Annotated in this window: 21 protein-coding genes; 7 read left to right on the top strand and 14 right to left on the bottom strand. The window is 63.1% G+C overall.

The genetic code is table 11. From position 1 onward, the window contains the following. Positions 1-35 precede the first annotated feature (35 nt). From AC19YR_RS05665 to ppsA, 6 genes are all read right to left on the bottom strand, one after another. On the bottom strand, positions 36-860 hold the full coding sequence (locus AC19YR_RS05665) for a mechanosensitive ion channel family protein (RefSeq protein ID WP_095107574.1): 825 nt from the start codon (positions 858-860) through the stop codon (positions 36-38). Positions 861-862: 2 nt separating this feature from the next. After that, complete coding sequence (locus AC19YR_RS05670; protein WP_095107573.1) at positions 863-1,108, bottom strand: CrfX protein; 246 nt, start codon at positions 1,106-1,108, stop codon at positions 863-865. Positions 1,109-1,171: 63 nt separating this feature from the next. After that, positions 1,172-2,167, bottom strand: coding sequence for a divalent cation transporter CmaX (cmaX, locus tag AC19YR_RS05675; protein ID WP_500597508.1), 996 nt, complete (start codon positions 2,165-2,167; stop codon positions 1,172-1,174). A gap of 10 nt (positions 2,168-2,177) precedes the next feature. Beyond that, complete coding sequence (rraA, locus tag AC19YR_RS05680) at positions 2,178-2,669, bottom strand: ribonuclease E activity regulator RraA (RefSeq protein WP_095107571.1); 492 nt, start codon at positions 2,667-2,669, stop codon at positions 2,178-2,180. A 142-nt stretch (positions 2,670-2,811) separates the two neighbouring features. Further along, positions 2,812-3,801, bottom strand: a complete 990-nt coding sequence (locus AC19YR_RS05685; protein ID WP_500597509.1) for an alpha/beta fold hydrolase — start codon at positions 3,799-3,801, stop codon at positions 2,812-2,814. 100 nt (positions 3,802-3,901) lie between these two features. Beyond that, positions 3,902-6,277, bottom strand: a complete 2,376-nt coding sequence (gene ppsA / locus AC19YR_RS05690) for a phosphoenolpyruvate synthase (RefSeq protein ID WP_095107569.1) — start codon at positions 6,275-6,277, stop codon at positions 3,902-3,904. Between the two features lie 176 nt (positions 6,278-6,453). On the opposite strand from ppsA, the gene ppsR reads away from it, so the two are divergent. After that, a complete protein-coding gene (gene ppsR, locus AC19YR_RS05695) occupies positions 6,454-7,272 on the top strand; it encodes a posphoenolpyruvate synthetase regulatory kinase/phosphorylase PpsR (RefSeq protein WP_095107568.1) in 819 nt (272 codons plus the stop codon). A 70-nt stretch (positions 7,273-7,342) separates the two neighbouring features. Here the strand turns inward: ppsR and AC19YR_RS05700 are convergent, their stop codons facing one another. Beyond that, complete coding sequence (locus tag AC19YR_RS05700; RefSeq protein WP_500597511.1) at positions 7,343-8,752, bottom strand: aminotransferase-like domain-containing protein; 1,410 nt, start codon at positions 8,750-8,752, stop codon at positions 7,343-7,345. A gap of 142 nt (positions 8,753-8,894) precedes the next feature. Between AC19YR_RS05700 and AC19YR_RS05705 the strand changes: the two genes are divergently transcribed. Beyond that, positions 8,895-9,773 (top strand): DMT family transporter, encoded by an 879-nt coding sequence (locus AC19YR_RS05705; RefSeq protein ID WP_371856220.1) that lies wholly within the window; start codon positions 8,895-8,897, stop codon positions 9,771-9,773. 55 nt (positions 9,774-9,828) lie between these two features. Here AC19YR_RS05705 and prpF read toward each other — a convergent pair whose 3' ends face one another. The 5 genes from prpF to AC19YR_RS05730 all read right to left on the bottom strand — a co-directional run bounded on the left by prpF (position 9,829) and on the right by AC19YR_RS05730 (position 16,579). Beyond that, positions 9,829-11,019 (bottom strand): 2-methylaconitate cis-trans isomerase PrpF, encoded by a 1,191-nt coding sequence (prpF, locus tag AC19YR_RS05710; protein WP_500597513.1) that lies wholly within the window; start codon positions 11,017-11,019, stop codon positions 9,829-9,831. 47 nt (positions 11,020-11,066) lie between these two features. Beyond that, complete coding sequence (gene acnD, locus AC19YR_RS05715; protein WP_500597515.1) at positions 11,067-13,661, bottom strand: Fe/S-dependent 2-methylisocitrate dehydratase AcnD; 2,595 nt, start codon at positions 13,659-13,661, stop codon at positions 11,067-11,069. A gap of 123 nt (positions 13,662-13,784) precedes the next feature. Next, complete coding sequence (gene prpC / locus AC19YR_RS05720; RefSeq protein ID WP_500597517.1) at positions 13,785-14,912, bottom strand: bifunctional 2-methylcitrate synthase/citrate synthase; 1,128 nt, start codon at positions 14,910-14,912, stop codon at positions 13,785-13,787. A 54-nt stretch (positions 14,913-14,966) separates the two neighbouring features. Beyond that, entirely contained in the window at positions 14,967-15,860 is an 894-nt protein-coding gene (gene prpB / locus AC19YR_RS05725; RefSeq protein ID WP_095107562.1) for a methylisocitrate lyase, read from the bottom strand. Then, entirely contained in the window at positions 15,857-16,579 is a 723-nt protein-coding gene (locus tag AC19YR_RS05730) for a GntR family transcriptional regulator (protein WP_095107561.1), read from the bottom strand. The genes prpB and AC19YR_RS05730 overlap by 4 nt, the downstream gene beginning before the upstream one ends. Before the next feature lie 289 nt (positions 16,580-16,868). On the opposite strand from AC19YR_RS05730, the gene rloA reads away from it, so the two are divergent. From rloA to pabB, 4 genes are all read left to right on the top strand, one after another. Then, positions 16,869-17,405, top strand: a complete 537-nt coding sequence (gene rloA / locus AC19YR_RS05735) for a retropepsin-like aspartic peptidase RloA (RefSeq protein ID WP_095107560.1) — start codon at positions 16,869-16,871, stop codon at positions 17,403-17,405. A gap of 5 nt (positions 17,406-17,410) precedes the next feature. Next, the gene (gene rloB, locus AC19YR_RS05740) at positions 17,411-18,943 is read left to right on the top strand and encodes an osmotic stress tolerance membrane protein RloB (RefSeq protein WP_095107559.1); all 1,533 of its coding nucleotides are present in this window, start codon (positions 17,411-17,413) and stop codon (positions 18,941-18,943) included. Further along, positions 18,943-19,929, top strand: a complete 987-nt coding sequence (locus AC19YR_RS05745; RefSeq protein ID WP_095107558.1) for an alpha-L-glutamate ligase-like protein — start codon at positions 18,943-18,945, stop codon at positions 19,927-19,929. Before rloB ends, AC19YR_RS05745 begins: the two co-directional genes overlap by 1 nt. A gap of 149 nt (positions 19,930-20,078) precedes the next feature. After that, a complete protein-coding gene (pabB, locus tag AC19YR_RS05750) occupies positions 20,079-21,422 on the top strand; it encodes an aminodeoxychorismate synthase component I (RefSeq protein ID WP_500597519.1) in 1,344 nt (447 codons plus the stop codon). A gap of 46 nt (positions 21,423-21,468) precedes the next feature. Here pabB and thrH read toward each other — a convergent pair whose 3' ends face one another. Beyond that, positions 21,469-22,086: a bifunctional phosphoserine phosphatase/homoserine phosphotransferase ThrH gene (gene thrH, locus AC19YR_RS05755; RefSeq protein WP_500597520.1), complete on the bottom strand. Its 618-nt coding sequence runs from the start codon at positions 22,084-22,086 to the stop codon at positions 21,469-21,471. Positions 22,087-22,258: 172 nt separating this feature from the next. On the opposite strand from thrH, the gene AC19YR_RS05760 reads away from it, so the two are divergent. Beyond that, a complete protein-coding gene (locus AC19YR_RS05760; protein WP_095107555.1) occupies positions 22,259-22,993 on the top strand; it encodes a phosphoadenylyl-sulfate reductase in 735 nt (244 codons plus the stop codon). 69 nt (positions 22,994-23,062) lie between these two features. On the opposite strand, the gene AC19YR_RS05765 is transcribed toward AC19YR_RS05760, so the two are convergent. Continuing rightward, complete coding sequence (locus AC19YR_RS05765; protein ID WP_095107554.1) at positions 23,063-23,749, bottom strand: HAD-IA family hydrolase; 687 nt, start codon at positions 23,747-23,749, stop codon at positions 23,063-23,065. Between the last annotated feature and the right edge of the window lie 21 nt (positions 23,750-23,770).

The raw sequence follows: 23,770 nt of genomic DNA on the forward strand, positions 1-23,770 counted from the left end.
TTTTGCGGCGGCATACAGTAGCAGGGTTTGCCGGGTTAGCGGCTACTCACATGCTGCTCCAGCAGGATCCGATTGGAGAGGGAGACTAGCTCGCCCTCGTCGGTCAGCACGGTGGTTTTCACCGTGCCGATTTCCTCGATCTGGCCTTCGACCTCGCCTACACGCACTTGTTGCCCAACCTGATACAGCTCACGCACATAGATTCCTGCAAGAATCTGACCGGCGATTTCCCGGCTTCCCAATCCCATGGCCAAGGCAACTGCCAGACCAACGGTTATCAAAACGATCACGATCACATGGTTAAGCAGGTCGGTCTTGACCTCCAACTGGCTGATTGCAACAGAAATGCTGATGATAATGACCAGCCCCTGAGCAATGCGACCAAGCCCGGCAGCGTAGTCCAGACCCACGCCTTCTGCCGCCCCGCGCACCAACCCGTTGACCAATTGCGCCAACAACACCCCAACCAACAACACCAGCGCAGCGCCGAAAACCTTCGGTAAATACAGCGCAAGCATGTCGAGCGTAGCTGAAACTCGCTGAAGGCCAAGGGACTCTGCGGCAGAAACCAGAAAAATCAGCAGGACGAACCAGTAGACGATCTTGCCAATCAGTGTGGAGATCGGCACTTGCAGGCCCGCGCGCGACAGCAACTTGGTCAAGCCGGTGCCGCCCATCAGCCGGTCGAGGCCCAGCTTGGCCAGCAACTTGGACAGCAGGGTGTCAAGCAGCTTGGCCACGACAAAGCCCAGCAACAGAACGACCAGCGCCCCGAACAGGTTGGGAATGAAGTTCGCCACCTTGGTCCACAACGCGGTCATTGCCGTGACGAGGCTCTGGGTCCAGAGATCAAGTTCCATATTCAATCAGCCTTATCAGCAGTACGAGCGGTAGATTTGCGGCGGGAAACCGGCGAGACGTGGGCCGAGCCGTTATTGAGCGCGATCATCAGCGCCGGCAACCAGCGGCCCAGGAGGCTGAAGAGATCACCGGCACCGACCTGGCGGTTGGCGGTTTTCAGTACGCGACCCAAGCAGGCGTCGTCGTCGCGGCTCGACGGCGTGGCGTTAAGCATGTCACGTAGGGACTGTTCAAACGGATCGTGCATACGCACCTCTCGAGATGTCAGTGAAAGACGCGATCAAAATTCTTCGGGTCACACGGCGCGCCGTCATACCCATCGCAATCGGCGGAACAACCACCATTGCCCCAGCGCCACCGAAACCATCATCAGGCACGCCAGGAGGAAGCCATATGGGCTGTCGGAGAACGGAATTCCGCCGACGTTGATCCCCAGCAGGCCGGTGAGAAAACTCATGGGCAAAAAAATCCCGGTCACGATACCGAAGCGGTACATCGTGCGGTTCATGCGCACGCTCAAACGCCGGTCTTCGGCCTCCAGCACCAGCCCCACGCGCTCGCGGGTCAATTCCAGTTCTTCGAGATAACGGGTCAGGCTGTTGTTCAATTCGTTCCAGTAATCGCCATCGTCATCGACGAACCAGGGCAGTTTGATACGGGTCAACTGGGCGAAAATATCCCGCTGTGGCGCCAGGAAGCGCTTGAGCCCCGCCGCTCTGCGGCGGATCTGCAAAATGGCCCCGTGCTCGGGTGTGTACCGCTCGTCGGTATCCAGTTTTTCCTCTTCCTCATCGACCACTTCCGAGAGGTCGCTGACCAAGTCCTGCACTTTATTGGTGAGGTACTGAGCCATATAAAGGACCAGTTCAGAGCTGGTTTTCGGGCCTTTGCCCTCGGCCAGTTGCGCCAGTAGCTCATCGGTGGCGCGCAAGGGCCGCAGACGCAGGGAAATCACCCGTTGCGCCGAGGCGAAGATGCGCACCGACACCATGTCCTCGGGCTCGGCCCCCGGGTTGAGGTTGACCCCACGCAAGAACAGCAACAGTTCGCTGTCGGGCAATGCCAGCAGGCGTGGGCGGGTATTTTCTTCCAGCAGTAAGTCGCAACTGAATTCGCTCAAGCCACTGGACTTGCGCAACCAGGTCTGGGTTTGCGGGTGGCTGCGATCCCAATGCAGCCACAGGCTTTCGTGGGCCTGAAGCTGCAAATCATCGAGTTCAGTCCGGGCAATCGAACGCGCACCGCCTTTACCGTCCAGCACCAGGGCATGGACCAGGCCCCACTGCGCGTTTTCTTCCTCGAACATCTGAATCCCTTTATTCAGGCATTTTCAGCGGGCTGGGGGAGACAATCACGCCGTTGTTGTCGGCGTAGATGTACTCGCCCGGGCGGAAGGTCACGCCCGCGAAGGTCACGGGCACGTTCAGGTCGCCCACGCCACGCCGGTCGGTCTTCATCGGGTGGCTGGCCAGGGCCTGTACGCCCAGGTCGGTTTGCGCGATGACATCCACGTCGCGGATGCAGCCGTAGATCACCAGCCCTTCCCAGCCGTTCTTGGCCGCTCGCTCGGCGATCATGTCGCCCAGCAACGCACGGCGCAGGGAGCCGCCACCATCGACCACCAGCACCTTGCCCTGCCCATCGAGTTCTGCTTGTTCCTTGACCCGCGAATTGTCTTCAAAGCACTTGATGGTCACGATTTCGCCGCCGAACGAGTCTCGGCCGCCGAAATTGCTGAACATCGGCTCGAGCACCTGGACCAGGTCCGGGTAGGCGTCGCACAAGTCGGGAGTGATGTAATGGTTCATCGAGAAACTCCTGTAGAGGAAAAACACGAGGGGTCGAAAAACACGCGCCACGGTAGCAGATGTTGAGGCCGCCAGCCGTGCAATGCGCCATAGCTTAGCCGTTAGCCCGAGCCAGCGGAACGCCGATGTTAGAGCGTCGCAATCAGACTGCCAGGGCCTGCTTAGACTCCTGGGTCAACAAGGGCGAAAGCGGCTCGGCCAGCCAGCGTGCCACCAGCGGCCAGACCTCGGTGCGCGCATTCTTGCTGACCAGCATCTCAACATGACCGAAGCGCTCGCTGAAGCCTTGCTCCGGCCCCAGGCAGACGAATTGTTTGTGCGCCGAGCCCAGTTGGTCGAACAGTTTGCGGCAGGCCCAGGTCGGGTCTTGATCGTCGCCCGCGGCGCTCACCGCCAGCACCGGCACTTGTACCTCGGCCAGCCCGGCCCACCAGTCCTTGTCCTTTTCGCCAAAACGGCCAAACAAGCCATACCAGCGCAGGCTTTCCAGGGCCAGGCCAATAGGCTCGTCCTCCGGGCCGCGCTTGAGCCGGGAACCGGACAACTGGGCAAAACGCTTGAGAATGAAACGCCCGCTCCATTCCACCGGCGGAATTTTCAAAGGCCAATAGGTGCGGCTGACCTGGGTGCCGAAAAACGCCACGGACGCCACTGCTGGCTCGCCTAGGTACTGCCCGCCCAGCGCCGCGGCGAGGGTGATGCCGCCCAGGGAATGGCCGATCCAGTGCGGTACCTGGCCGCTTTGCTCACGCACGAAGGCGGCGATGGCCGGCAGGTCGTAGCGCGCGTAATCGGCCACACGGTTGTTGCGATAGGCTTGGTTGCGCTGGGACAGACCATGGCCGCGCATCTCCGGAATCCACACATCAAACCCGGCCCGCGCCAGAAAGGCGCCCAAGCCCAGGCCCTTGGGGGAAAACCAGAAGCGTCGATTGGAAAAACTGCCATGCAGCAAGACCACCGGAACGCCGCGCACCGGGCCGCCATCGGCCATGCCCAAACGGGTGACGGCCAGCTCCACGGAGCCGTCCGGGCTGTTCCCGGGCTTGAGGCGGTAGACATCTTCGCTCAGATCACCGCGCCGTTCGGCGCTAATCAGGGCGACAGGAAATAGGTTGCTGCTGCTTTGCATAATGCTCTTGCACAAAAAAGGGCGGCATCCGAATGGAGCCCGCCCTGCTTGAATCCCAAAGCGCCGCTCAGCCAAGGCTGCGCGGCGCCTCATCCATCGATCAGCCTGCTGCCTGGCCTTCAGCCAGGAAGAACCAGGTTTCCAGCACGGAATCGGGGTTCAGCGAGACGCTTTCGATGCCCTGCTCCATCAGCCATTTGGCCAGGTCAGGATGGTCCGAAGGCCCCTGGCCGCAGATGCCGATGTACTTGCCAGCCTTGTTACAGGCCTGGATGGCGTTGGCCAGCAACTTCTTGACCGCCGGGTTACGCTCGTCGAACAGGTGCGCGATGATCCCGGAATCACGGTCCAGACCCAGGGTCAGCTGGGTCAGGTCGTTGGAGCCGATGGAGAAGCCGTCGAAGAACTCCAGGAATTCCTCGGCCAGGATCGCGTTGGACGGCAGTTCGCACATCATGATGATGCGCAGGCCGTTATCGCCACGGGCCAGGCCGTTTTCGGCCAGCAGGTCGATCACCTGGCTCGCCTCGCCCAGGGTGCGGACGAACGGCACCATGATTTCGACGTTGGTCAGGCCCATTTCATTGCGCACGCGCTTGAGGGCGCGGCATTCGAGCTCGAAGCAGTCGCGGAAGGCTTCGCTGATGTAGCGCGAAGCACCACGGAAGCCCAGCATCGGGTTTTCTTCTTCTGGCTCGTAGAGCTTGCCGCCGATCAGGTTGGCGTATTCGTTGGACTTGAAGTCCGACAGGCGCACGATGACCTTTTTCGGGGTAAAAGCCGCCGCCAGGGTGCTGATGCCTTCCACCAGTTTCTCGACGTAGAACTCGACCGGATCGTCGTAGCCGGCGATGCGCTTGTCGACGCTGTCTTTGATCTCTTGTGGCAGCCCGGCGTAGTTCAGCAGTGCCTTGGGGTGCACGCCGATCATACGGTTGATGATGAATTCCAGGCGGGCCAGGCCCACGCCGGCGTTCGGCAATTGGGCGAAGTCGAAGGCGCGATCCGGGTTGCCGACGTTCATCATGATCTTGAACGGCAGGTCCGGCATGGCATCCACGGAGTTTTTCTTGATGTCGAAGCCCAACTGGCCCTCGAAGATGTAGCCGGTGTCGCCTTCGGCGCAGGAAACGGTCACGCCCTGGCCTTCCTTGAGCAGCTCGGTGGCGTTGCCGCAACCGACGACTGCCGGGATACCCAGTTCACGGGCGATGATCGCCGCGTGGCAGGTACGCCCGCCGCGATTGGTGACAATGGCGCTGGCGCGCTTCATGACCGGTTCCCAGTCCGGGTCGGTCATGTCGGAGACCAGAACGTCGCCTGGCTGGACCTTGTCCATCTCGGACACGTCCTTGATGATGCGCACCTTGCCAGCGCCGATGCGCTGGCCGATGGCGCGGCCTTCCACCAGCACGGTGCCGGTTTCCTTGAGCAGATAGCGCTCCATGACGTTGGCCTGGGTGCGGCTCTTCACGGTTTCCGGGCGGGCCTGCACGATGTACAGCTTGCCGTCGTCACCGTCCTTGGCCCACTCGATATCCATCGGGCACTTGTAGTGCTTCTCGATAATCATCGCTTGTTTGGCCAACTCGGCCACTTCCGCGTCGGTGAGGCAGAAACGCGCGCGATCAGCCTTGTCAACATCGACAGTCTTGACCGAACGACCGGCCTTGGCCTCGTCGCCGTAGATCATCTTGATGGCCTTGCTGCCCAGGTTGCGGCGCAGGATTGCCGGGCGACCGGCCGCCAGGGTGTGCTTGTGCACGTAGAACTCGTCCGGGTTGACCGCGCCTTGCACCACGGTTTCGCCCAGGCCGTAGGCGCCGGTGATGAACACCACGTCACGGAAACCCGACTCGGTGTCGAGGGTGAACATCACGCCGGCGGTGCCGGTTTCCGAACGCACCATGCGCTGCACACCCGCAGACAGGGCCACCAGCTTATGGTCGAAGCCCTGGTGCACTCGGTAGGAAATGGCGCGGTCGTTGAACAGCGAGGCGAACACCTCTTTGGCAGCGCGGATCACGTTTTCCACGCCACGGATGTTCAGGAAAGTCTCTTGCTGGCCGGCGAAAGAGGCATCCGGCAAGTCTTCGGCGGTGGCAGAGGAACGCACGGCCACGGCCATATCCGGGTTGCCGGCCGACAGGGCGGCGAACGCGGTACGGATCTCGGCGTTGAGCTTCTCGGGGAACTCGGCTTCCATGATCCATTGGCGGATCTGGGCGCCGGTGCGGGCCAGGGCATTGACGTCGTCCACATCCAGCGCGTCGAGCGCGGCGTGGATCTGTTCGTTGAGGCCGCTCAATTCGAGGAAATCACGGTAAGCCTGAGCTGTCGTGGCAAAGCCACCCGGCACCGACACGCCAGCACCCGCCAGGTTGCTTATCATCTCGCCAAGGGATGCGTTCTTGCCCCCTACATGCTCCACATCATGGACGCCGAGCTTATCGAGGGAAACTACGTACTCTACCAAGGTGATCTCTCCACTAACTGTGTTGGAAAAGCTCAGGAGGCCGGCAGCTCAAAGGAGCATTTGCCAGCGATATGGCCTGGACCTGGAAAATAAGTGAGAATGCTGGCCAATTGGCGGCCAACAAATCGCGCCTATCATATCCAAGAATCGTGACTAGCTTAAGGCCCAAGGCGCAAATGAAACGATCTGCTTTCTTTATCTCCGACGGCACAGGTATCACAGCCGAGACCCTCGGCCAGAGCCTGTTGGCGCAATTCGAAAATATTACCTTCGCCAAATTCACCCGTCCGTACATCGACAGTGCGGAAAAAGCGCGGGCAATGGTACAACAAATCAACAGTGCCGCCGAAAAGGACGGCTTGCGTCCGATCATCTTCGACACCATCGTCAACCAGGACATCCGTGAGATTCTCGCCACGTCCAATGGTTTCATGATCGATATCTTCTCCACCTTCCTCGCGCCGCTGGAGGCCGAGCTGACCGAGCACTCCTCGTACTCGGTGGGCAAATCCCACTCCATCGGCCACAACTCCAACTATATGGAGCGTATCGAGGCGGTGAACTTCGCCCTCGACAACGACGACGGCGCCCGCACCCACTATTACGACAAGGCCGATCTGATCCTGGTGGGCGTGTCCCGCTGTGGCAAGACCCCGACCTGCCTGTACATGGCCATGCAATTCGGCATCCGCGCCGCCAACTACCCGCTGACCGAAGAGGACATGGAGCGCCTGCAACTGCCCAATGCCCTGCGCGCCCACCAGCACAAGCTGTTCGGGCTGACCATAGACCCCGACCGCCTCACCGCGATCCGCAACGAGCGCAAGCCCAACAGCCGCTATTCGAGCTATGCCCAGTGCGAGTTCGAGGTGCGTGAGGTGGAAAACCTGTTCCGCCGCGAGAACATTCCCCACATCAACTCCACGCATTTTTCGGTGGAAGAGATCTCTGCGAAGATCCTCGTCGAAAAAGGCGTGGAACGGCGCTTCAAATAAGCGGGCCATGACCGGCGGCCCAAGTGACGTGACCTGGCCTGGACAGCCGTCATCACTCTCGGCCATTTCACTAGCCTGGCCGGCGCAGCACCTCGCCCAACAAGGCAAAACCCTCTGCCAGCCAGGCGTCATCTGCGCTGGCATTGCACACACTGGCGCGGATGAACTGCGGCACCGCGGCCTGCCCCACGGCGAACGCCTCGGCGGTGGCGACCAGGTAATTGCCTTCCTTGAGCCGCGCCTCCACCTCCGAGGCCCGCCACGGCTCGGGCACCTTGATCCAGAAATGCGGGCACCCGGGTTGGGTCTGGTACTCAAGCCCGCTCAACTGCCCTTCTACCAGCGCCTTGCGCCGGGCAATCTCGGCCACCTGCTGCTGCAGTAACTGCGCGGCCACACCCTGTTCAATCCAGGCCGTGGCCAGCTCCAGGCTCAGGGGCGTGGCCATCCAGCAGGTGGCGCGCACCGCGGCTGCCAAGCGCCCCACCAACGCGGCGGGCGCATGCAGGTAGCCAACCCGCAACCCCGCCGCCAAGGCCTTGCTCAAGCTGCTGATAAGCACGCTGCGCTCAGCGGCAAAATGACTCAGGGGCAAGGGCCGGTCAGCCATCAGCACACCGTGGGCCTCATCTTCCAGCACCAAGAGGTTGTGCTCCCGGCAGACCCGGGCGATGGCCTCGCGCCGTTCGGCAGACATCACCGCCGTGCTCGGGTTTTGCAGCGTCGCCGTGCAGTACAGCGCCGCGACCCGGTGCATGCGGCACGCCTCAGCCAACGCCTGGGGCAGCAGGCCTTGCTCGTCCATGGCCAGGCCCAGCAACTTGATACCCAGCATGCGCGCCACACTGATAAGCCCCGGGTAGGTCAAGTGCTCGGTGACCAGGGTGTCGCCGGCCTTGAGCAGGCCCATCAGGCAACACAGCAGGCCGTGCTGGCCGCCATTGACGCAGATGACCTGGGCCGGGTCTGGCACAAAGGCGTCGTGACGCATCCACTGCGCACCCGCCATGCGGTAGCGCAATAGCCCGGCGTCGGCGGTGTAGCCACCCATGCCCTGCAACGCCGCGCGGTCACCGGCCAGGGTTTGCAGAGTGCGGGCCATGCTGGCGGTTTCCTGGCCGGGGATGTGCTGGTTGCGGCTCATGTCCAGGCAGGCGCGCGGTTCATCGCCGACATTGCGAAAGCCCTGGTCACGTACCCGTTCCATGCCCTGCTCGCGCACATAGGTACCGTCGCCGACCCGCGCCACTACCAGGCCCAGGCGTTCCAACTCGCCATAGGCACGGCTGACGGTGCCGATGGTCACCCCCAGGCTGTCGGACAGCAAACGGTGCGGTGGCAACTTGCAACCAGGCTCAATCAAACCCTGGGCGATGCCCGCCGCCACCGCCTCGGCCAGGCGCTGGTACTTGGCGCCCAGGCCATCGGCCAACCCGGCCCGCATCATTGACACCATGGCAATACTTACTTTGACGGCCATCTGCTTCCCTAATAACGTGCCGAAAAGGGTTCAATTTCGGATCAAGCCTCGAAATATAGAGGTCAATTCCGTTTCACGAAAGGAGCAATCAATGCCCACTGCCATCACCGCCCACCCGGCCCTCCCCGCGCGCAAGGCGTGGCTGGCCAAACTGGTCACCAGCGTGCTGTTCCTGATTGTCTGCCTGAGCTGGGGCACCACCTGGCTGGGGATCAAGATCGCCGTGGAAAGCGTGCCGCCCCTGACCTCGGCGGGCCTGCGGTTTCTGATCGCTTTCCCGCTGTTCCTGGGCTTTGCCCTGTGGCGCCGCGAACCCCTGCTGTTCCCTCGGCAAAGCCGCTGGTTTTTCGTGTTCGTCACCCTGTCGTACTTCAGCGTGCCGTACTACTTGCTCAACTACGGCGAAATGCACGTCTCGTCCGGCCTCACGGCCCTGCTGTTCAGTTGCATGCCGGTGTTCATCCTGATTTTCAGCGCACTGTTCCTCGGCGAGCGCATTCGTGGTGCGCAGGTGCTGGGGATCGGCATCGGTTTTGCCAGCCTGTTCATGATCCTGCGCAGCCAGGGCCTGAGCCTGGACCACGCGGAGTTCCTCGGCGTGGTGGCGATCCTCACGGCCGCCATCCTGCATGCGCTGTGCTACGTGATAACCAAGAAACAAGGCACGGCCATCGGCGTCATCACCTACAACACCCTGCCCATCGGCATTGCCGGGCTGATGCTGTTCGTCGCCGGTTGTTTTTTGGAAGCGCCCGCGTTCGGCGCCATCAGCCAACGCTCGTGGGCCGCCCTGCTGTACCTGGGGCTGGTGGCGTCGGTGGGGGGCTTTATCGTGTACTTCATCCTGCTCAAGCGCTTGAGCCCGATCATTCTGTCGTTCGTGTTCATCATTTTCCCGGTGTTCGCCGTGGTGATCGGCGCCTGGTACGAAGGCCAGGTGGTATCCCGGGAGTTGATGCTGTATTCGGCGATTTTGTTGGCGGGGTTTGCCATTACCAAGTTGCCGGCACGGCAAGGGTGAGGACGACTTGGAGAGAGTCTGTGTGGGCTAGCCCACACAGAGGCAGAATGTGGCGTTAGAACGAATCCCCCGGCACCCGCACCCAACCTTCCATCAATACCCGCGCGCTGCGGCTCATGATGGCTTTTTTCACGGTCCATTCGCCGTTGACCTGGCGCGCCTCAGCGCCGACGCGCAGGGTACCCGAGGGGTGGCCGAAACGCACCGCCGTGCGCGCGCCGCCGCCGGCAGCCTGGTTGACCAGGGTGCCGCAGATCGCCGCCGCCGTGCCGATGGCCACCGCGGCGGTGCCCATCATGGCGTGGTGCAGCTTGCCCATGGACAGCGCCCGCACCAGCAAATCGATGTCCGTCGCCTTCACCTGCTTGCCGCTGGACGCGGTGTAGTCGGCAGGCGCGGCGACGAACGCCACTTTCGGCGTGTGCTGGCGCTGGGCGGCCTCGGCCACGTCCTTTATCAGGCCCATGCGCAAGGCGCCGTAGGCGCGGATGGTTTCAAACATGGCCAAGGCCTTGGCATCACCGTTGATCTGGCCCTGCAACTCGGTGCCGGTGTAACCCAAATCCTTGGCGTTAAGGAAAATCGTCGGGATGCCAGCGTTTATCAGGGTCGCCTTAAAGGTGCCGACGCTCGGCACCTCCAGGTCGTCCACCAGGTTGCCGGTGGGGAACATCGACCCGGCGCTGCCCTCCTCCTCAGCCGCCGGTTCCATGAACTCCAGCTGCACCTCGGCGGCGGGAAAGGTCACGCCGTCGAGCTCAAAGTCGCCGGTTTCCTGCACCGCGCCGTCGGTAATCGGTACGTGGGCGATGATGGTCTTGCCGATGTTGGCCTGCCAGATACGCACCACCGCCACGCCATTGGCGGGAATGCGGCTGGCGTCCACCAGGCCACTGCCGATGGCGAACGAACCGACCGCCGCCGACAGGTTGCCGCAGTTGCCGCTCCAGTCCACGAACGGTTTGTCGATGGCCACTTGGCCGAACAGGTAGTCGACGTCGTGCCCGGCCTTGATGCTCTTGGACACGATCACGCTTTTGCTGGTGCTGGAGCTCGCCCCGCCCATGCCGTCGATCTGCTTATCGTAGGGGTCGGGGCTGCCAATCACCCGCAGCATCAGGGCATCGCGGGCCGGGCCCGGAACCTGGGCCGCTTCGGGCAGGTCTTGCAGGCTGAAGAACACGCCTTTGCTGGTGCCGCCGCGCATGTAGGTGGCGGGGATCTTGATTTGCGGTACGTGGGCCATGGTTGTCCTTATCAGGCGCAGGGGCTTGCCCCCCGCGCCCCATCGAGTTAAACGGCGGCAGCCGATTCCAGGAAGTCCTGGGCGAAGCGCTGCAACACGCCCCCGGCCTCGTAGATCGACACTTCTTCGGCGGTGTCCAGGCGGCAGGTCACCGGCACTTCGACGCGCTCGCCGTTCTTACGGTTGATGACCAGGGTCAGGGTCGCGCGCGGGGTGCGCTGGCCGATGACGTCATAGGTTTCGCTGCCGTCGATGCCCAGGGTGTGGCGGTTGGTGCCCGGGGCGAACTCCAGCGGCAACACCCCCATGCCCACCAGGTTGGTGCGGTGGATGCGCTCGAAGCCTTCGGCGGCAATCGCCTCCACCCCGGCCAGGCGCACGCCTTTGGCCGCCCAGTCGCGGGACGAGCCCTGGCCGTAGTCGGCGCCGGCGATGATGATGAGCGGCTGCTTGCGCTCCATGTAGGTTTCGATGGCTTCCCACATCCGCGTGACCTTGCCCTCGGGTTCGATGCGCGCCAGGGACCCCTGCTTGACCTTGCCGTTTTCCACGACCATTTCGTTGAACAGCTTAGGGTTGGCGAAGGTCGCGCGCTGGGCGGTCAAGTGGTCGCCGCGGTGGGTGGCGTAGGAGTTGAAGTCCACTTCCGGCAGGCCCATTTTCGCCAGGTACTCGCCGGCGGCGCTGTCGAGCATGATGGCGTTGGACGGCGACAGGTGATCGGTGGTGATGTTGTCCGGCAGCACGGCCAGCGGGCGCATGCCCTTGAGGGGCCGTGCCCCGGCCAGGGCGCCTTCCCAGTACGGCGGGCGGCGGATGTAGGTGCTCATGGGGCGCCAGTCGTACAGCGGCGCGACTTTCGGCCCGGTGTCTTCGTGGATGGCGAACATCGGGATGTAGACCTTGCGAAACTGCTCCGGCTTGACCGCGGCCTTGACCACGGCGTCGATCTCTTCATCGCTGGGCCAGATGTCCTTGAGGCGGATTTCCCGGCCCTCGGCGTCCAGGCCCAGCACATCCTTCTCGATGTCGAAGCGGATGGTCCCGGCAATGGCGTAGGCCACCACCAGCGGCGGCGAAGCCAAAAAGGCCTGCTTGGCGTAAGGGTGGATGCGCCCGTCGAAGTTGCGGTTGCCCGAGAGCACGGCGGTGGCGTACAGGTCGCGGTCGATGATTTCCTGCTGGATCGCCGGGTCCAGAGCGCCGGACATGCCGTTGCAGGTGGTGCAGGCAAAGGCCACGACGCCAAAGCCCAGTTGTTCCAGTTCCTTGGTCAGGCCGGCTTCGTCCAGGTACAGGGCGACGGTTTTCGAGCCCGGCGCCAACGACGATTTGACCCACGGCTTGCGGGCCAGGCCCAGGCGATTGGCGTTGCGCGCCATCAGGCCGGCGGCGATGACGTTGCGCGGGTTGCTGGTGTTGGTGCAACTGGTGATAGCAGCGATGATGACCGCGCCGTCGGGCATCTGCCCCGGCACGTCGTCCCATTGCCCGGCAATGCCTTTGGCCGCCAGGTCGCTGGTGGCGACGCGGGCGTGGGGGTTGCTCGGCCCGGCCATGTTGCGCACCACCGAGGACAGGTCAAAGCGCAGGCTGCGCTCGTACTGCGCGCCCGCCAGGCTGTCGGCCCACAGGCCGGTGAGCTTGGCGTAGCCCTCCACCAGTTTCACTTGTTCGTCTTCGCGGCCAGTGAGGCGCAGGTAGTCGATGGTTTGCTGGTCGATGTAGAACATCGCCGCCGTGGCGCCGTACTCCGGGGCCATGTTGGAGATGGTCGCGCGGTCGCCCAGGGTCAGGGCGCTGGCACCCTCGCCGAAGAACTCCAGCCAGGCGCCGACGACCTTCTGCTGGCGCAGGAACTCGGTCAGTGCCAACACCATGTCGGTGGCGGTGATGCCCGGTTGCAGCTTGCCGGTCAGCTCGACGCCGACGCTTTCAGGCAGGCGCATCCACGAAGCGCGGCCGAGCATCACGCTCTCGGCTTCGAGGCCGCCGACGCCGATGGCGATCACGCCCAGGGCATCGACGTGGGGCGTGTGGCTGTCGGTGCCCACGCAGGTGTCAGGGAAAGCCACGCCGTCGCGGGCCTGGATCACCGGGGACATTTTCTCCAGGTTGATCTGGTGCATGATGCCGTTGCCGGGCGGGATCACATCGACGTTCTTGAAGGCTTTTTTGGTCCAGTTGATGAAGTGGAAACGGTCTTCGTTGCGCCGGTCTTCGATCTCGCGGTTTTTCTCGAAGGCCTGGGGGTCGAAACCGCCGCATTCCACCGCCAGGGAGTGGTCGACGATCAACTGGGTCGGCACCACCGGGTTGACTTGGGCCGGGTCGCCACCTTGCAGGGCAATGGCGTCACGCAGGCCGGCGAGGTCCACCAGGGCGGTCTGGCCGAGGATGTCGTGGCACACCACGCGGGCCGGAAACCACGGAAAGTCGAGGTCGCGCTTGCGTTCGATCAGTTGCTTGAGCGACGCGGTGAGCGTCGCCGGGTCGCAACGGCGCACCAGGTTTTCCGCCAGCACGCGGGAGGTGTACGGCAAGGTGGCGTAGGCGCCGGGGCTGATGGCATCGACCGCCTCGCGGGCGTCGAAGTAGTCGAGTCGGCTGTTGGGCAGCGGTTTGCGAAAGTGTGTGTTCATCGTCGGGACTCGGTCACGGTAGGTTCACAAAAGCGAACTGTGGGCATCGACAGCGGTACCTGTGGGAGCGGGCTCGCCCGCCCCCACAGAACAGCTCATTTGCCGTGCCTTTTAGGTCTGTACTCAGCGACGTTCGATTGGCACGAACTTGCGCTGTTCAACGCCGATGTACTCGGCGCTTGGACGGATGATGCGGTTGTTGGCGCGTTGCTCGAAGACGTGGGCGGCCCAGCCGGTCAGGCGCGAGCAGACGAAGATCGGCGTGAACAGCTTGGTCGGGATGCCCATGAAGTGGTAAGCCGAGGCATGGTAGAAGTCGGCGTTGGGGAACAGCTTCTTCTGCGCCCACATGGTCTGGTCGATGGCTTCGGAGACCGGGAACAGCACCGTGTCGCCCACTTCGTCGGCGAGTTTTTTCGACCAGCCCTTGATGACCTCGTTGCGCGGGTCGTTGTCTTTGTAGATCGCGTGGCCAAAGCCCATGATCTTGTCTTTGCGCTCCAGCATGCCGAGGGTGCCCTTGATGGCCTCTTCGGGGGAGGCGAAGCGCTCGATCATTTCCATCGCCGCTTCGTTGGCGCCGCCGTGCAACGGGCCGCGCAGCGAGCCGATGGCGGCGGTGACGCAGGAATACAGGTCCGACAGGGTGGAGGCGCAGACCCGCGCGGTGAAGGTGGAGGCGTTGAACTCGTGCTCGGCGTAGAGGATCAGCGACACGTCCATCACCTTGCGGTGCAGCTCGCTCGGCGCCTTGCCGTGCAGCAGGTGCAGGAAATGCCCGCCGATGGAGGCTTCCTCGCTCACGCAACTGATGCGCACGCCCTCGTGGCTGAAGCGATACCAGTAGCACATGATCGCCGGGAAGGCTGCGAGCAAGCGGTCGGTGACGGCGTTCTGGGCCGAGAAGTCTTTCTCCGGCTCCAGGTTGCCCAAAAACGAACACCCGGTGCGCATCACGTCCATCGGGTGGGCCTGGGCGGGAATGCGCTCAAGCACTTCCTTGAGCGCCTGGGGCAGGTCACGCAGGGTGGCGAGCTTGGCCATGTAGGCGGCCAGTTGTTCTTTGTTCGGCAGGTCGCCGTAGAGCAGCAGGTAGGCGACTTCCTCGAACCGCGCCTCGGCGGCCAGTTCGCGCACGTCATAGCCACGGTAGGTCAGCCCCGCACCCGACTGCCCGACGGTGGACAGCGCAGTTTGCCCGGCAACCTGGCCACGTAGCCCGGCGCCACTCAATACTTTTGCTTCGGCCATGGTTTTCTCCAATGTTGTAGTTGTTAGGGAAACGCTTTCACGGTGTTGGGAGCGTTATTTCTTTGCGGCAAACAGTGCGTCGAGCTTCTGCTCGAAGACGTGGTAGTCGATGGCATCGTAAAGCTCCATGCGGGTTTGCATGGTATCGACCACATTCTGCTGGGTGCCGTCGCGACGGATCGCGGTGTAGACGTTCTCGGCTGCCTTGTTCATGGCGCGGAAGGCCGAGAGCGGGTACAGCACCAGGGAAACATCGGCAGATTTCAACTGTTCGACCGTGTACAAGGGCGTGGCGCCGAATTCGGTGATGTTGGCCAGGATTGGCGCTTTCACGCGGCTGGCGAACAGCTTGTACATCTCCAGTTCCGTGATGGCCTCGGGGAAGACCATGTCGGCGCCCGCCTCGATGCACGCGGCGGCGCGTTCCAGGGCCGATTCCAGGCCTTCGACCGCCAGGGCATCGGTGCGGGCCATGATGACGAAGCTGTCATCGGTGCGCGCATCGACGGCCGCCTTGATGCGGTCGACCATTTCCTGCTGGGACACGATCTCTTTGTTCGGGCGGTGGCCGCAGCGCTTGGCACCGACCTGGTCTTCGATGTGGATAGCGGCGGCGCCGAACTTAATCATCGAACGCACGGTGCGCGCCACGTTGAAGGCCGAGGAGCCAAAACCGGTGTCCACGTCCACCAGCAGCGGCAGGTCGCAGACGTCGGTAATGCGCCGCACGTCGGTGAGCACGTCGTCCAGGCCGGTAATGCCCAGGTCCGGCACGCCCAGGGAGCCGGCGGCGACACCGCCGCCGGAGAGGTAGATCGCCTTGAAACCGGCGCGTTTGGCCAGCAAGGCGTGGTTGGCGTTGATCGCGCCCACGACTTGCAGGGGCCGTTCGCTGGCGACCGCATCGCGGAAACGCTGGCCTGGGGTGCTGTTGTTAGTAGAACTCATGACTCACCTCGTGGAGTGGCTGTCGGCTGGGCGCCGTCCTGGTAGTGACGGGCGATATTGCGTTTGGAGGCGCCGATGTGGCGGCGCATCAGTAATTCGGCCAGTTCGCCGTCGCGATCAGCGATCGCGTCGAGGATCCGGTGGTGTTCGGCAAAGGCCTGGCGTGGGCGGTTGGGCGTCGCGGAGAACTGGATGCGGTACATGCGCACCAACTGGTACAGCTCGCCGCACAGCATCTGGCTCAGGGTGCGGTTGCCGCTGCCCTGGATGATGCGGTAGTGGAAGTCGAAGTCGCCTTCCTGCTGGTAATAGCCCACGCCGGCCTGGAACGCGGCGTCGCGCTCGTGGGTGTGCAGCACCTGGCGCAGTTCCTCGATCTCGGCGTCGCTCATGCGCTCGGCGGCCAGGCGGCAGGCCATGCCTTCCAGGGATTCGCGGATTTCATACAGTTCGATCAGCTCGGCGTGGCTCAACGACACCACCCGCGCCCCGACATGAGGAATGCGCACCAGCAGGCGCTGGCCTTCCAGGCGATGGATCGCCTCGCGCAGCGGGCCGCGACTGATGCCATAGGTGCGCGCCAGCTCCGGCTCCGAGATCTTGCTGCCCGGGGCGATTTCGCCCTTGACGATGGCCGCCTGGATACGGCGGAAGACGTTCTCGGAGAGGGTCTCTGATTCGTCCTGCATCGCCACCGGGGCTTCGAGCTGACCGAGCATATTGTCGACACCTTTAAAAACAATACGGCAGAAACTAGCCAATCAGCAGCAATCAGTCAAAGACAAAATAGCAATTGTCGACAATCGTCTAATACGGCTCGCCTACCGTCGGTTTCATCCGCCCTCCTTTAATGCCCTCGCGCAGCGGTGGCGCCAAAAAGCCACCGTGCTAGAATGCCGCCCGCATTCGCCTGCCACTTTCATACAGAGGGGCCGGCACACGAGGGCGCTTGCGCGGCCATGCCAGCCGCCTTGAACCTGAAGACCGCACCGCCACGCGTCAGGATTTATGAGACTCAAGCCCTTCCCCACATTTTTATGCCTGCTGTGCCTGCCCGCCGTGAGCTTCGCGGCCGGTAAAACCGTGTACGGCCTCAACGAATACGCCAAGCTCGACGGCATCGACCTGGAGGTGGCGGCCAAACTCGACACCGGGGCCAAGACCGCCTCCCTCAGTGCCCGCGACATCAAGCGTTTCAAGCGCGATGGCGAGTCCTGGGTGCGCTTCTACCTGGCCATCGACACCGCCCACTCCCACCCCATCGAGCGGCCCCTGGCCCGGGTCAGCAAGATCAAGCGCCGCGCCGGCGACTACGATCCCGAGGAAGGCAAGAACTACACCGCCCGCCCGGTGATCGCCCTGGATATCTGCATGGGCACGGCGCTGCGCAGCATCGAAGTGAACTTGACCGACCGTAGTGCGTTCCAATTCCCGCTTTTGATCGGCTCCGAGGCACTCAAACGCTTCGATGCACTGGTCGACCCCAGTCTTAAATACGCTGCTGGCAAACCCGCCTGCGCCACCGACGCTCCAACCGCAGAGTAATTCCAATGCGCGCTCTTACCCTCCATCTGAAAGTCCTGATTGCCATCCTGGTGGTGCTGGGCATTTCGATCACGGCTTATCAGATCTTTGTACTCGGCATCCCGGTGACCGAAGACGCCACCGACGACCTGTGGAACATCGACGCCAAGGTCGAGTTCGTCGCCAGCGGCAAGGACCCGATCAAGATCCAGATGTTCGTACCGCCGCTGAGCCGCGACTACGTGAGCCTCAATGAGAGCTTCATCTCCAACAACTACGGCGTGGCGGTCAACCGCGTCGATGGCAACCGCAAGGTCACCTGGTCGGCGCGCCGTGCCAGCGGCAACCAGACCCTCTACTACCGCCTGGTGCTGACCAAGCGCTACTCGGCCGAGAAGCTCAAGATCAAGGGCCCGACCTTCCGCGACAGCATCGCGGTGGAAGGTGCCGAGAAAGTCGCCGCCGAAGCCCTGCTGGCGCCGATCCGCCAGCACTCGGCCGACGTCGAGACCTTCATCGGCGAGGCGATCAAGCGCGTCAACAACCTCAACGACGACAACGTCAAGCTGCTGCTGGCGGGCGACCCGTCCACCGCGCACAAGGCCAAAATCGTCGAACTGCTGCTGTCCATCGCCCACGTGCCGGTGGAAAAGGTCCACACCATCCGCCTGGTGGCCGACCAGCCGCAAACCCCGGAACTGTGGCTGCGCAGCTTCAACGGCACCGACTGGCTGTACTTCAACCCGGAAACCGGCGAGCAGGGCCTGCCCTCCGACCGCCTGCTGTGGTGGACCGGCGATGACAACCTGATTACCGTCGATGGCGGCAAAAAAGCCAACGTCACCTTCAGCATGAACAACAGCGAAATGAACGCCATTCGCCTGGCCAAGCTGACCGACGAGAATACCGACGCCAGCTTCCTCGAATACTCGCTCTACGGCCTGCCGCTGCAAACCCAGCAGACCTTCATGATTATGGTGATGATCCCCATCGGCGTACTGGTGATCCTGGTGCTGCGCAACCTGATCGGCCTGCAAACCCTGGGTACCTTCACCCCGGTGTTGATCGCCCTGGCGTTTCGCGAGACCCAACTGGGCTTCGGCATCATGCTGTTTACCGTCATCACCGCCCTGGGCCTGTCGCTGCGTTCCTACCTTGAGCACCTCAAGCTGCAAATGCTGCCGCGCCTGTCGGTGGTACTGACTTTCGTGGTGGTACTGATCGCCGCCATCAGCCTGTTCAGCCACAAGCTGGGCCTGGAGCGCGGGCTGTCGGTGGCGCTGTTCCCGATGGTGATCCTGACCATGACTATCGAACGCCTGTCCATCACCTGGGAAGAACGCGGCGGTGGCCACGCGATGAAAGTCGCGGTCGGCACCCTGTTCGCCGCCTCCCTGGCGCACCTCATCATGAGCGTGCCGGAGTTGGTCTACTTCGTATTCACCTTCCCGGCGATTCTGCTGATCCTCGTCGGCTTCATGCTGGCCATGGGTCGCTATCGCGGCTACCGCCTGACCGAGCTGGTGCGCTTTAAAGCCTTCCTCAAGGCGGACTCCTGATGTTCGGCTTCTGGAAGACGTGGAAGGCCCTGGAAGCGCGGGGGATCATGGGCATCAACCGGCGTAACGCCGACTACGTGCTCAAGTACAACAAGCGCAGCCTGTATCCGATTGTCGATGACAAGATCATCACCAAGGAACGGGCGATCAAGGCGGGCATCCACGTACCCGAGATGTACGGGATCATTTCCACCGAGAAGGAAATCGAAAAGCTGGGCGAGATCATCGGTGATCGCAGCGATTTCGTGATTAAGCCGGCCCAGGGTGCCGGCGGCGACGGCATCCTGGTGATCGCCGACCGCTTCGAGGGGCGCTACCGCACGGTGTCGGGCAAGATCATCAGCCACGAGGAAATCGAGCACCAGATCTCCAGCATCCTCACCGGCCTCTATTCCCTGGGCGGCCACCGCGACCGGGCGTTGATCGAGTACCGGGTGATCCCCGACCAGATCTTCAAAAGCATCAGCTACGAAGGCGTGCCGGACATCCGCATCATCGTGCTGATGGGTTACCCGGTGATGGCCATGCTGCGCCTGCCCACGCGCCAGTCCGGCGGCAAGGCCAACCTGCACCAGGGCGCCATCGGCGTGGGTGTGGACCTGGCCACCGGCCTGACCCTTCGCGGCACCTGGCTGAACAACATCATCACCAAGCACCCCGACACCACCAACGCGGTGGACAACGTGCAACTGCCCAACTGGGACGGTTTCATGAAGTTGGCGGCCGGCTGCTATGAACTCTGCGGCTTGGGCTACATCGGCGTAGACATGGTGCTGGACCAGGAAAAAGGCCCGCTGATCCTGGAACTCAACGCCCGCCCCGGCCTGAACATCCAGATCGCCAACGACTGCGGCCTGACCCTGCGCACCCACGCCGTGGAAGCGCACCTGGAACAGCTCAAAGCCCAGGGCAAGACCGAAACCGTGGAAGAACGAGTCAAGTTCGCCCAGGAACTGTTCGGCCACATCCCACCGGTCGAGGGCTAAATACCACAAACCCTGTGGGAGCGGGCCCTGCCCGCGATGGCGGCATGCCAGTCTGCACTGGCCCCGCTCCCACAGAAGACCGCCCCTAGGAGCAACCCGCCAGGGGGACTACAATCGCCGCCCGCCCCTCGCTGACTGATATGCCCCGCATGCCAACCTGCTCCGTACACCCTGTGCCCTACCACGCCGACCCGGCGCGCTACTTCGCGGCCATCAGCCACGCCCCCGGTGCGGTGCTGCTCGACAGTGGCCGCCCGGTGGCCGGGCGCGGGCGCTTCGACCTGCTCAGTGCCTGGCCGGTGGAGGAACTGGCGGTAGCCGAACAGGAAAGCGGCGCCGGGTTTCTCGCCAGGTTGCGCAACAGCCTGGCCCGGTTGGGCGAGGCCACCTTGCCCGAAGGTTGCGAACTGCCGTTCGCCGGGGGCTTGATCGGCTACCTGAGCTACGACTTCGGCCGCCACCTCGAAGCCCTGCCCAGCCACTCGCGGGACGACCTGCACCTGCCCGACGCACGCCTGGGCCTGTACAACTGGGCGCTGATGAGCGATCACCTGCGCGCCAGCAGCCACTTAGTGTTCCACCCCAGCCTGGAAGAAAGTGAGCGCCAACGCCTGATCGCGCTGTTCAGCCAACCCGCTGCCGCGCCGGCCGCGCTTTTTGCACTCAACGGCGCCATGACCGCCGACCTCGACGCCGACGGCTACCGGCAGGCTTTTGAGCATATCCAGGCCTATATCCAGGCCGGCGACTGCTACCAGGTCAACTTCGCCCAGCGCTTTCGCGCACCGTGCCAGGGCGACGCCTGGGCCGCCTACAGCGCGCTGCGCCAGGCCTGCCCGACGCCGTTCTCCGGTTTCCTGCGCCTGCCGGAGGGCGGCGCGGTGCTGAGCCTGTCGCCCGAGCGCTTCGTCAAGGTCAGCCAGGGCCAGGTGGAAACCCGGCCCATCAAGGGCACCCGGCCACGGGGTGCCAATACCGAGGAAGATGCGGCGAACGCCGCCGAACTGCTAGCCAGCAGCAAGGATCGTGCGGAGAACCTGATGATCGTCGACCTGCTGCGCAACGACTTGGGCCGTACCTGCCGCGTCGGCTCGGTGCGGGTGCCGGAGCTGTTCAGCCTGGAAAGCTACCCCAACGTCCATCACCTGGTCAGCAGTGTCACCGGCGAACTGGCGCCGGGCAAAGACGCCCTGGACCTGATCGCCGGCAGCTTCCCCGGCGGCTCCATCACCGGCGCGCCAAAAATTCGCGCCATGCAGATCATCGACGAACTGGAGCCCACTCGCCGTGGCCTGTATTGCGGCTCACTGCTGTACCTGGACGTGCGCGGGGAAATGGACAGCTCCATCGCCATCCGCAGCCTGCTGGTCAAGGACGGGCAGATCTGCTGCTGGGGCGGTGGTGGGATAGTGGCCGACTCCGACTGGCAGGCCGAATATCAGGAATCGATCACCAAGGTGAAGGTGCTGCTCGACACCCTTGGAGGGTTGTAGCTATCGCGGGCAAGCCCGCGATGACAACACCCGCAGCACTACAAAACTACAGGCTCAACTCGCGGTTGGACGCCTTGATGAACTCGCGCTTGAGATCCTCGAACGTATGCACCGCGGGGAACTGCGGGAACTCGCGGATCACGTTGTCGGGGGCGTGGAACAGAATCCCCGCGTCCGCCTCGCCCAGCATGGTGGTGTCGTTGTACGAGTCGCCTGCGGCGACCACTCGGTAGTACAGGCTCTTGAACGCCAGCACCGATTGGCGCTTGGGGTCTTTCTGGCGCAGTTGGTAACCGGTCACCCGGCCGCTGTCGTCGGTGACCAGGCGATGGCACAGCAGGGTCGGAAAACCCAGTTGGCGCATCAGCGGCTGGGAGAATTCGTAGAAGGTGTCGGAGAGGATCACCACCTGGAAGCGCTCGCGTAGCCAATTGACGAATTCGATGGCGCCCTCCAGGGGCTTGAGGGTGGCGATCACTTCTTGGATGTCCGACAGCTTCAGGCCATGTTCGTCGAGGATGCGCAGGCGTTGCTGCATCAGCACGTCGTAGTCGGGAATGTCCCGAGTCGTGGCCTTGAGGGAGTCGATCCCGGTTTTTTCGGCGAAGGCGATCCAGATTTCCGGGACCAGCACACCTTCCAGATCCAGACAGGCAATTTCCACAACACACCCCATTTGTAATGTTTATTGAGTTGAGCCAGCAAAAAGACTGCCGAACTCTAGCGGCTCGGGCGGGGCACTGCAACGCGCCCGCGCGCGCCACCGCGCCCTGCTTTTGCTACCATCGCCGCCATATAGAGCGCCCAGCGCCACCGACCTGTAGGAAACCGCCCTGATGAGCCAGCCATTCGACGTCGCCCAACTCGCCGCGACCTATGCCAACAAATCCGCGCAAGACATCCTCAAACTGGCCTTCGCCCAGTTCGGCGATGAGCTGTGGATTTCCTTCAGCGGCGCCGAAGACGTGGTGCTGGTGGACATGGCCTGGAAGCTGAACAAGAACGTCAAGGTGTTCAGCCTCGACACCGGGCGCCTGCATCCCGAGACCTACCGCTTTATCGAGCAGGTGCGCGAGCACTACCAGATCCAGATCGAACTGGTGTCACCCGACCAGAGCAAGCTGGAACCCTTCGTCAAGGAAAAAGGCCTGTTCAGCTTCTATAAAGACGGCCACGGCGAGTGCTGCGGCGTGCGCAAGATCGAGCCGCTGCGACGCAAGCTGTCCACCGTCAGCGCCTGGGCCACGGGCCAGCGCCGCGACCAGAGCCCCGGCACCCGCAGCCAGGTGGCCGTACTGGAAATCGACAGCGCCTTTTCCACCCCCGAGCGCACCCTCTACAAGTTCAACCCGTTGGCGCAGATGAGCAGCGAAGAGGTCTGGGGCTACATCCGCATGCTGGAATTGCCCTACAACAGCCTCCACGAACGCGGCTTCATCAGCATCGGCTGCGAACCCTGCACCCGGCCCGTGCTGCCCAACCAGCACGAACGCGAAGGCCGCTGGTGGTGGGAAGAAGCCACCCAGAAAGAATGCGGGCTGCATGCAGGCAACATCATCAGCAAGGCCTAGTAGCAAGCGGGCGAGCCCGCTTGCTACAACAGCGCCAGTGGGCTGAACCGCGCCCATCCGTGGGGCGGTTCACGCCAGGTGAGGCAAGCCGTAGTCCGCTAAGCGCAAATCGGCCAGGCGACGCAGGATGCGGTCGGCGTGGCCGTACTTTTCATCGGCCATCGCCGCATCCGGCACGGCAATCGCGGTCATGCCGGCAGCCTTGGCGGCGGTTACGCCAAAGGGCGAATCCTCGAACACCAGGCAATCGGCGGGCGCCACACCCAGGCGCCGGGCGGCGGTGAGGAAGATGTCCGGCGCCGGTTTAGCGGCGCTCACTTCGGGGTCGTCGGCGGTGACGATGGTGTCGAACAAGGCGAACCAGTCGCCATGCAGGGTGGTTTTTTGCGCAAAGGAATGGCGCGACGAACTGGTGCCCACGGCAATCGGCACGTGATGGGCCTTGAGATGGCGCACCAACGCCTCGGCACCGGGCATGCCCAAGGCCTTGGGGAAGCGCGCCTGCAACAGAGGTTCGCGGATCACCAGAAATTCTTCGGCGCTGAGGGGCAAATCCAAGGCCTGCACCACGTAGCGCGCCAGGTCCTGGGCGCCCCGACCAATGATGTTCTGCTTGATCTCCCAGCCGTAACTGCGGCCGTAGCGCTGGGCGATGATCTGGCAGACCTCGGTGTAGATACCTTCGGTGTCCAACAACAGGCCGTCCATATCGAAAATCACGGCCTTGATGGGGCTTGTCTCCAACTGCGCATTCATTGCGACCGACCTGACAACTCA

This window comes from Pseudomonas sp. MF08817 (assembly GCF_059862705.1).

Bases quoted from the DNA above. Each gene is read 5' to 3' on its own strand.
- AC19YR_RS05665 (WP_095107574.1), bottom strand. From the start codon at position 860: ATGGAACTTGATCTCTGGACCCAGAGCCTCGTCACGGCAATGACCGCG.
- AC19YR_RS05670 (WP_095107573.1), bottom strand. From the start codon at position 1,108: ATGCACGATCCGTTTGAACAGTCCCTACGTGACATGCTTAACGCCACG.
- cmaX (WP_500597508.1), bottom strand. From the start codon at position 2,167: ATGTTCGAGGAAGAAAACGCGCAGTGGGGCCTGGTCCATGCCCTGGTG.
- rraA (WP_095107571.1), bottom strand. From the start codon at position 2,669: ATGAACCATTACATCACTCCCGACTTGTGCGACGCCTACCCGGACCTG.
- AC19YR_RS05685 (WP_500597509.1), bottom strand. From the start codon at position 3,801: ATGCAAAGCAGCAGCAACCTATTTCCTGTCGCCCTGATTAGCGCCGAA.
- ppsR (WP_095107568.1), top strand. From the start codon at position 6,454: ATGAAACGATCTGCTTTCTTTATCTCCGACGGCACAGGTATCACAGCC.
- AC19YR_RS05700 (WP_500597511.1), bottom strand. From the start codon at position 8,752: ATGGCCGTCAAAGTAAGTATTGCCATGGTGTCAATGATGCGGGCCGGG.
- prpF (WP_500597513.1), bottom strand. From the start codon at position 11,019: ATGGCCCACGTACCGCAAATCAAGATCCCCGCCACCTACATGCGCGGC.
- acnD (WP_500597515.1), bottom strand. From the start codon at position 13,661: ATGAACACACACTTTCGCAAACCGCTGCCCAACAGCCGACTCGACTAC.
- prpC (WP_500597517.1), bottom strand. From the start codon at position 14,912: ATGGCCGAAGCAAAAGTATTGAGTGGCGCCGGGCTACGTGGCCAGGTT.
- prpB (WP_095107562.1), bottom strand. From the start codon at position 15,860: ATGAGTTCTACTAACAACAGCACCCCAGGCCAGCGTTTCCGCGATGCG.
- AC19YR_RS05730 (WP_095107561.1), bottom strand. From the start codon at position 16,579: ATGCTCGGTCAGCTCGAAGCCCCGGTGGCGATGCAGGACGAATCAGAG.
- rloA (WP_095107560.1), top strand. From the start codon at position 16,869: ATGAGACTCAAGCCCTTCCCCACATTTTTATGCCTGCTGTGCCTGCCC.
- rloB (WP_095107559.1), top strand. From the start codon at position 17,411: ATGCGCGCTCTTACCCTCCATCTGAAAGTCCTGATTGCCATCCTGGTG.
- AC19YR_RS05745 (WP_095107558.1), top strand. From the start codon at position 18,943: ATGTTCGGCTTCTGGAAGACGTGGAAGGCCCTGGAAGCGCGGGGGATC.
- pabB (WP_500597519.1), top strand. From the start codon at position 20,079: ATGCCAACCTGCTCCGTACACCCTGTGCCCTACCACGCCGACCCGGCG.
- AC19YR_RS05760 (WP_095107555.1), top strand. From the start codon at position 22,259: ATGAGCCAGCCATTCGACGTCGCCCAACTCGCCGCGACCTATGCCAAC.
- AC19YR_RS05765 (WP_095107554.1), bottom strand. From the start codon at position 23,749: ATGAATGCGCAGTTGGAGACAAGCCCCATCAAGGCCGTGATTTTCGAT.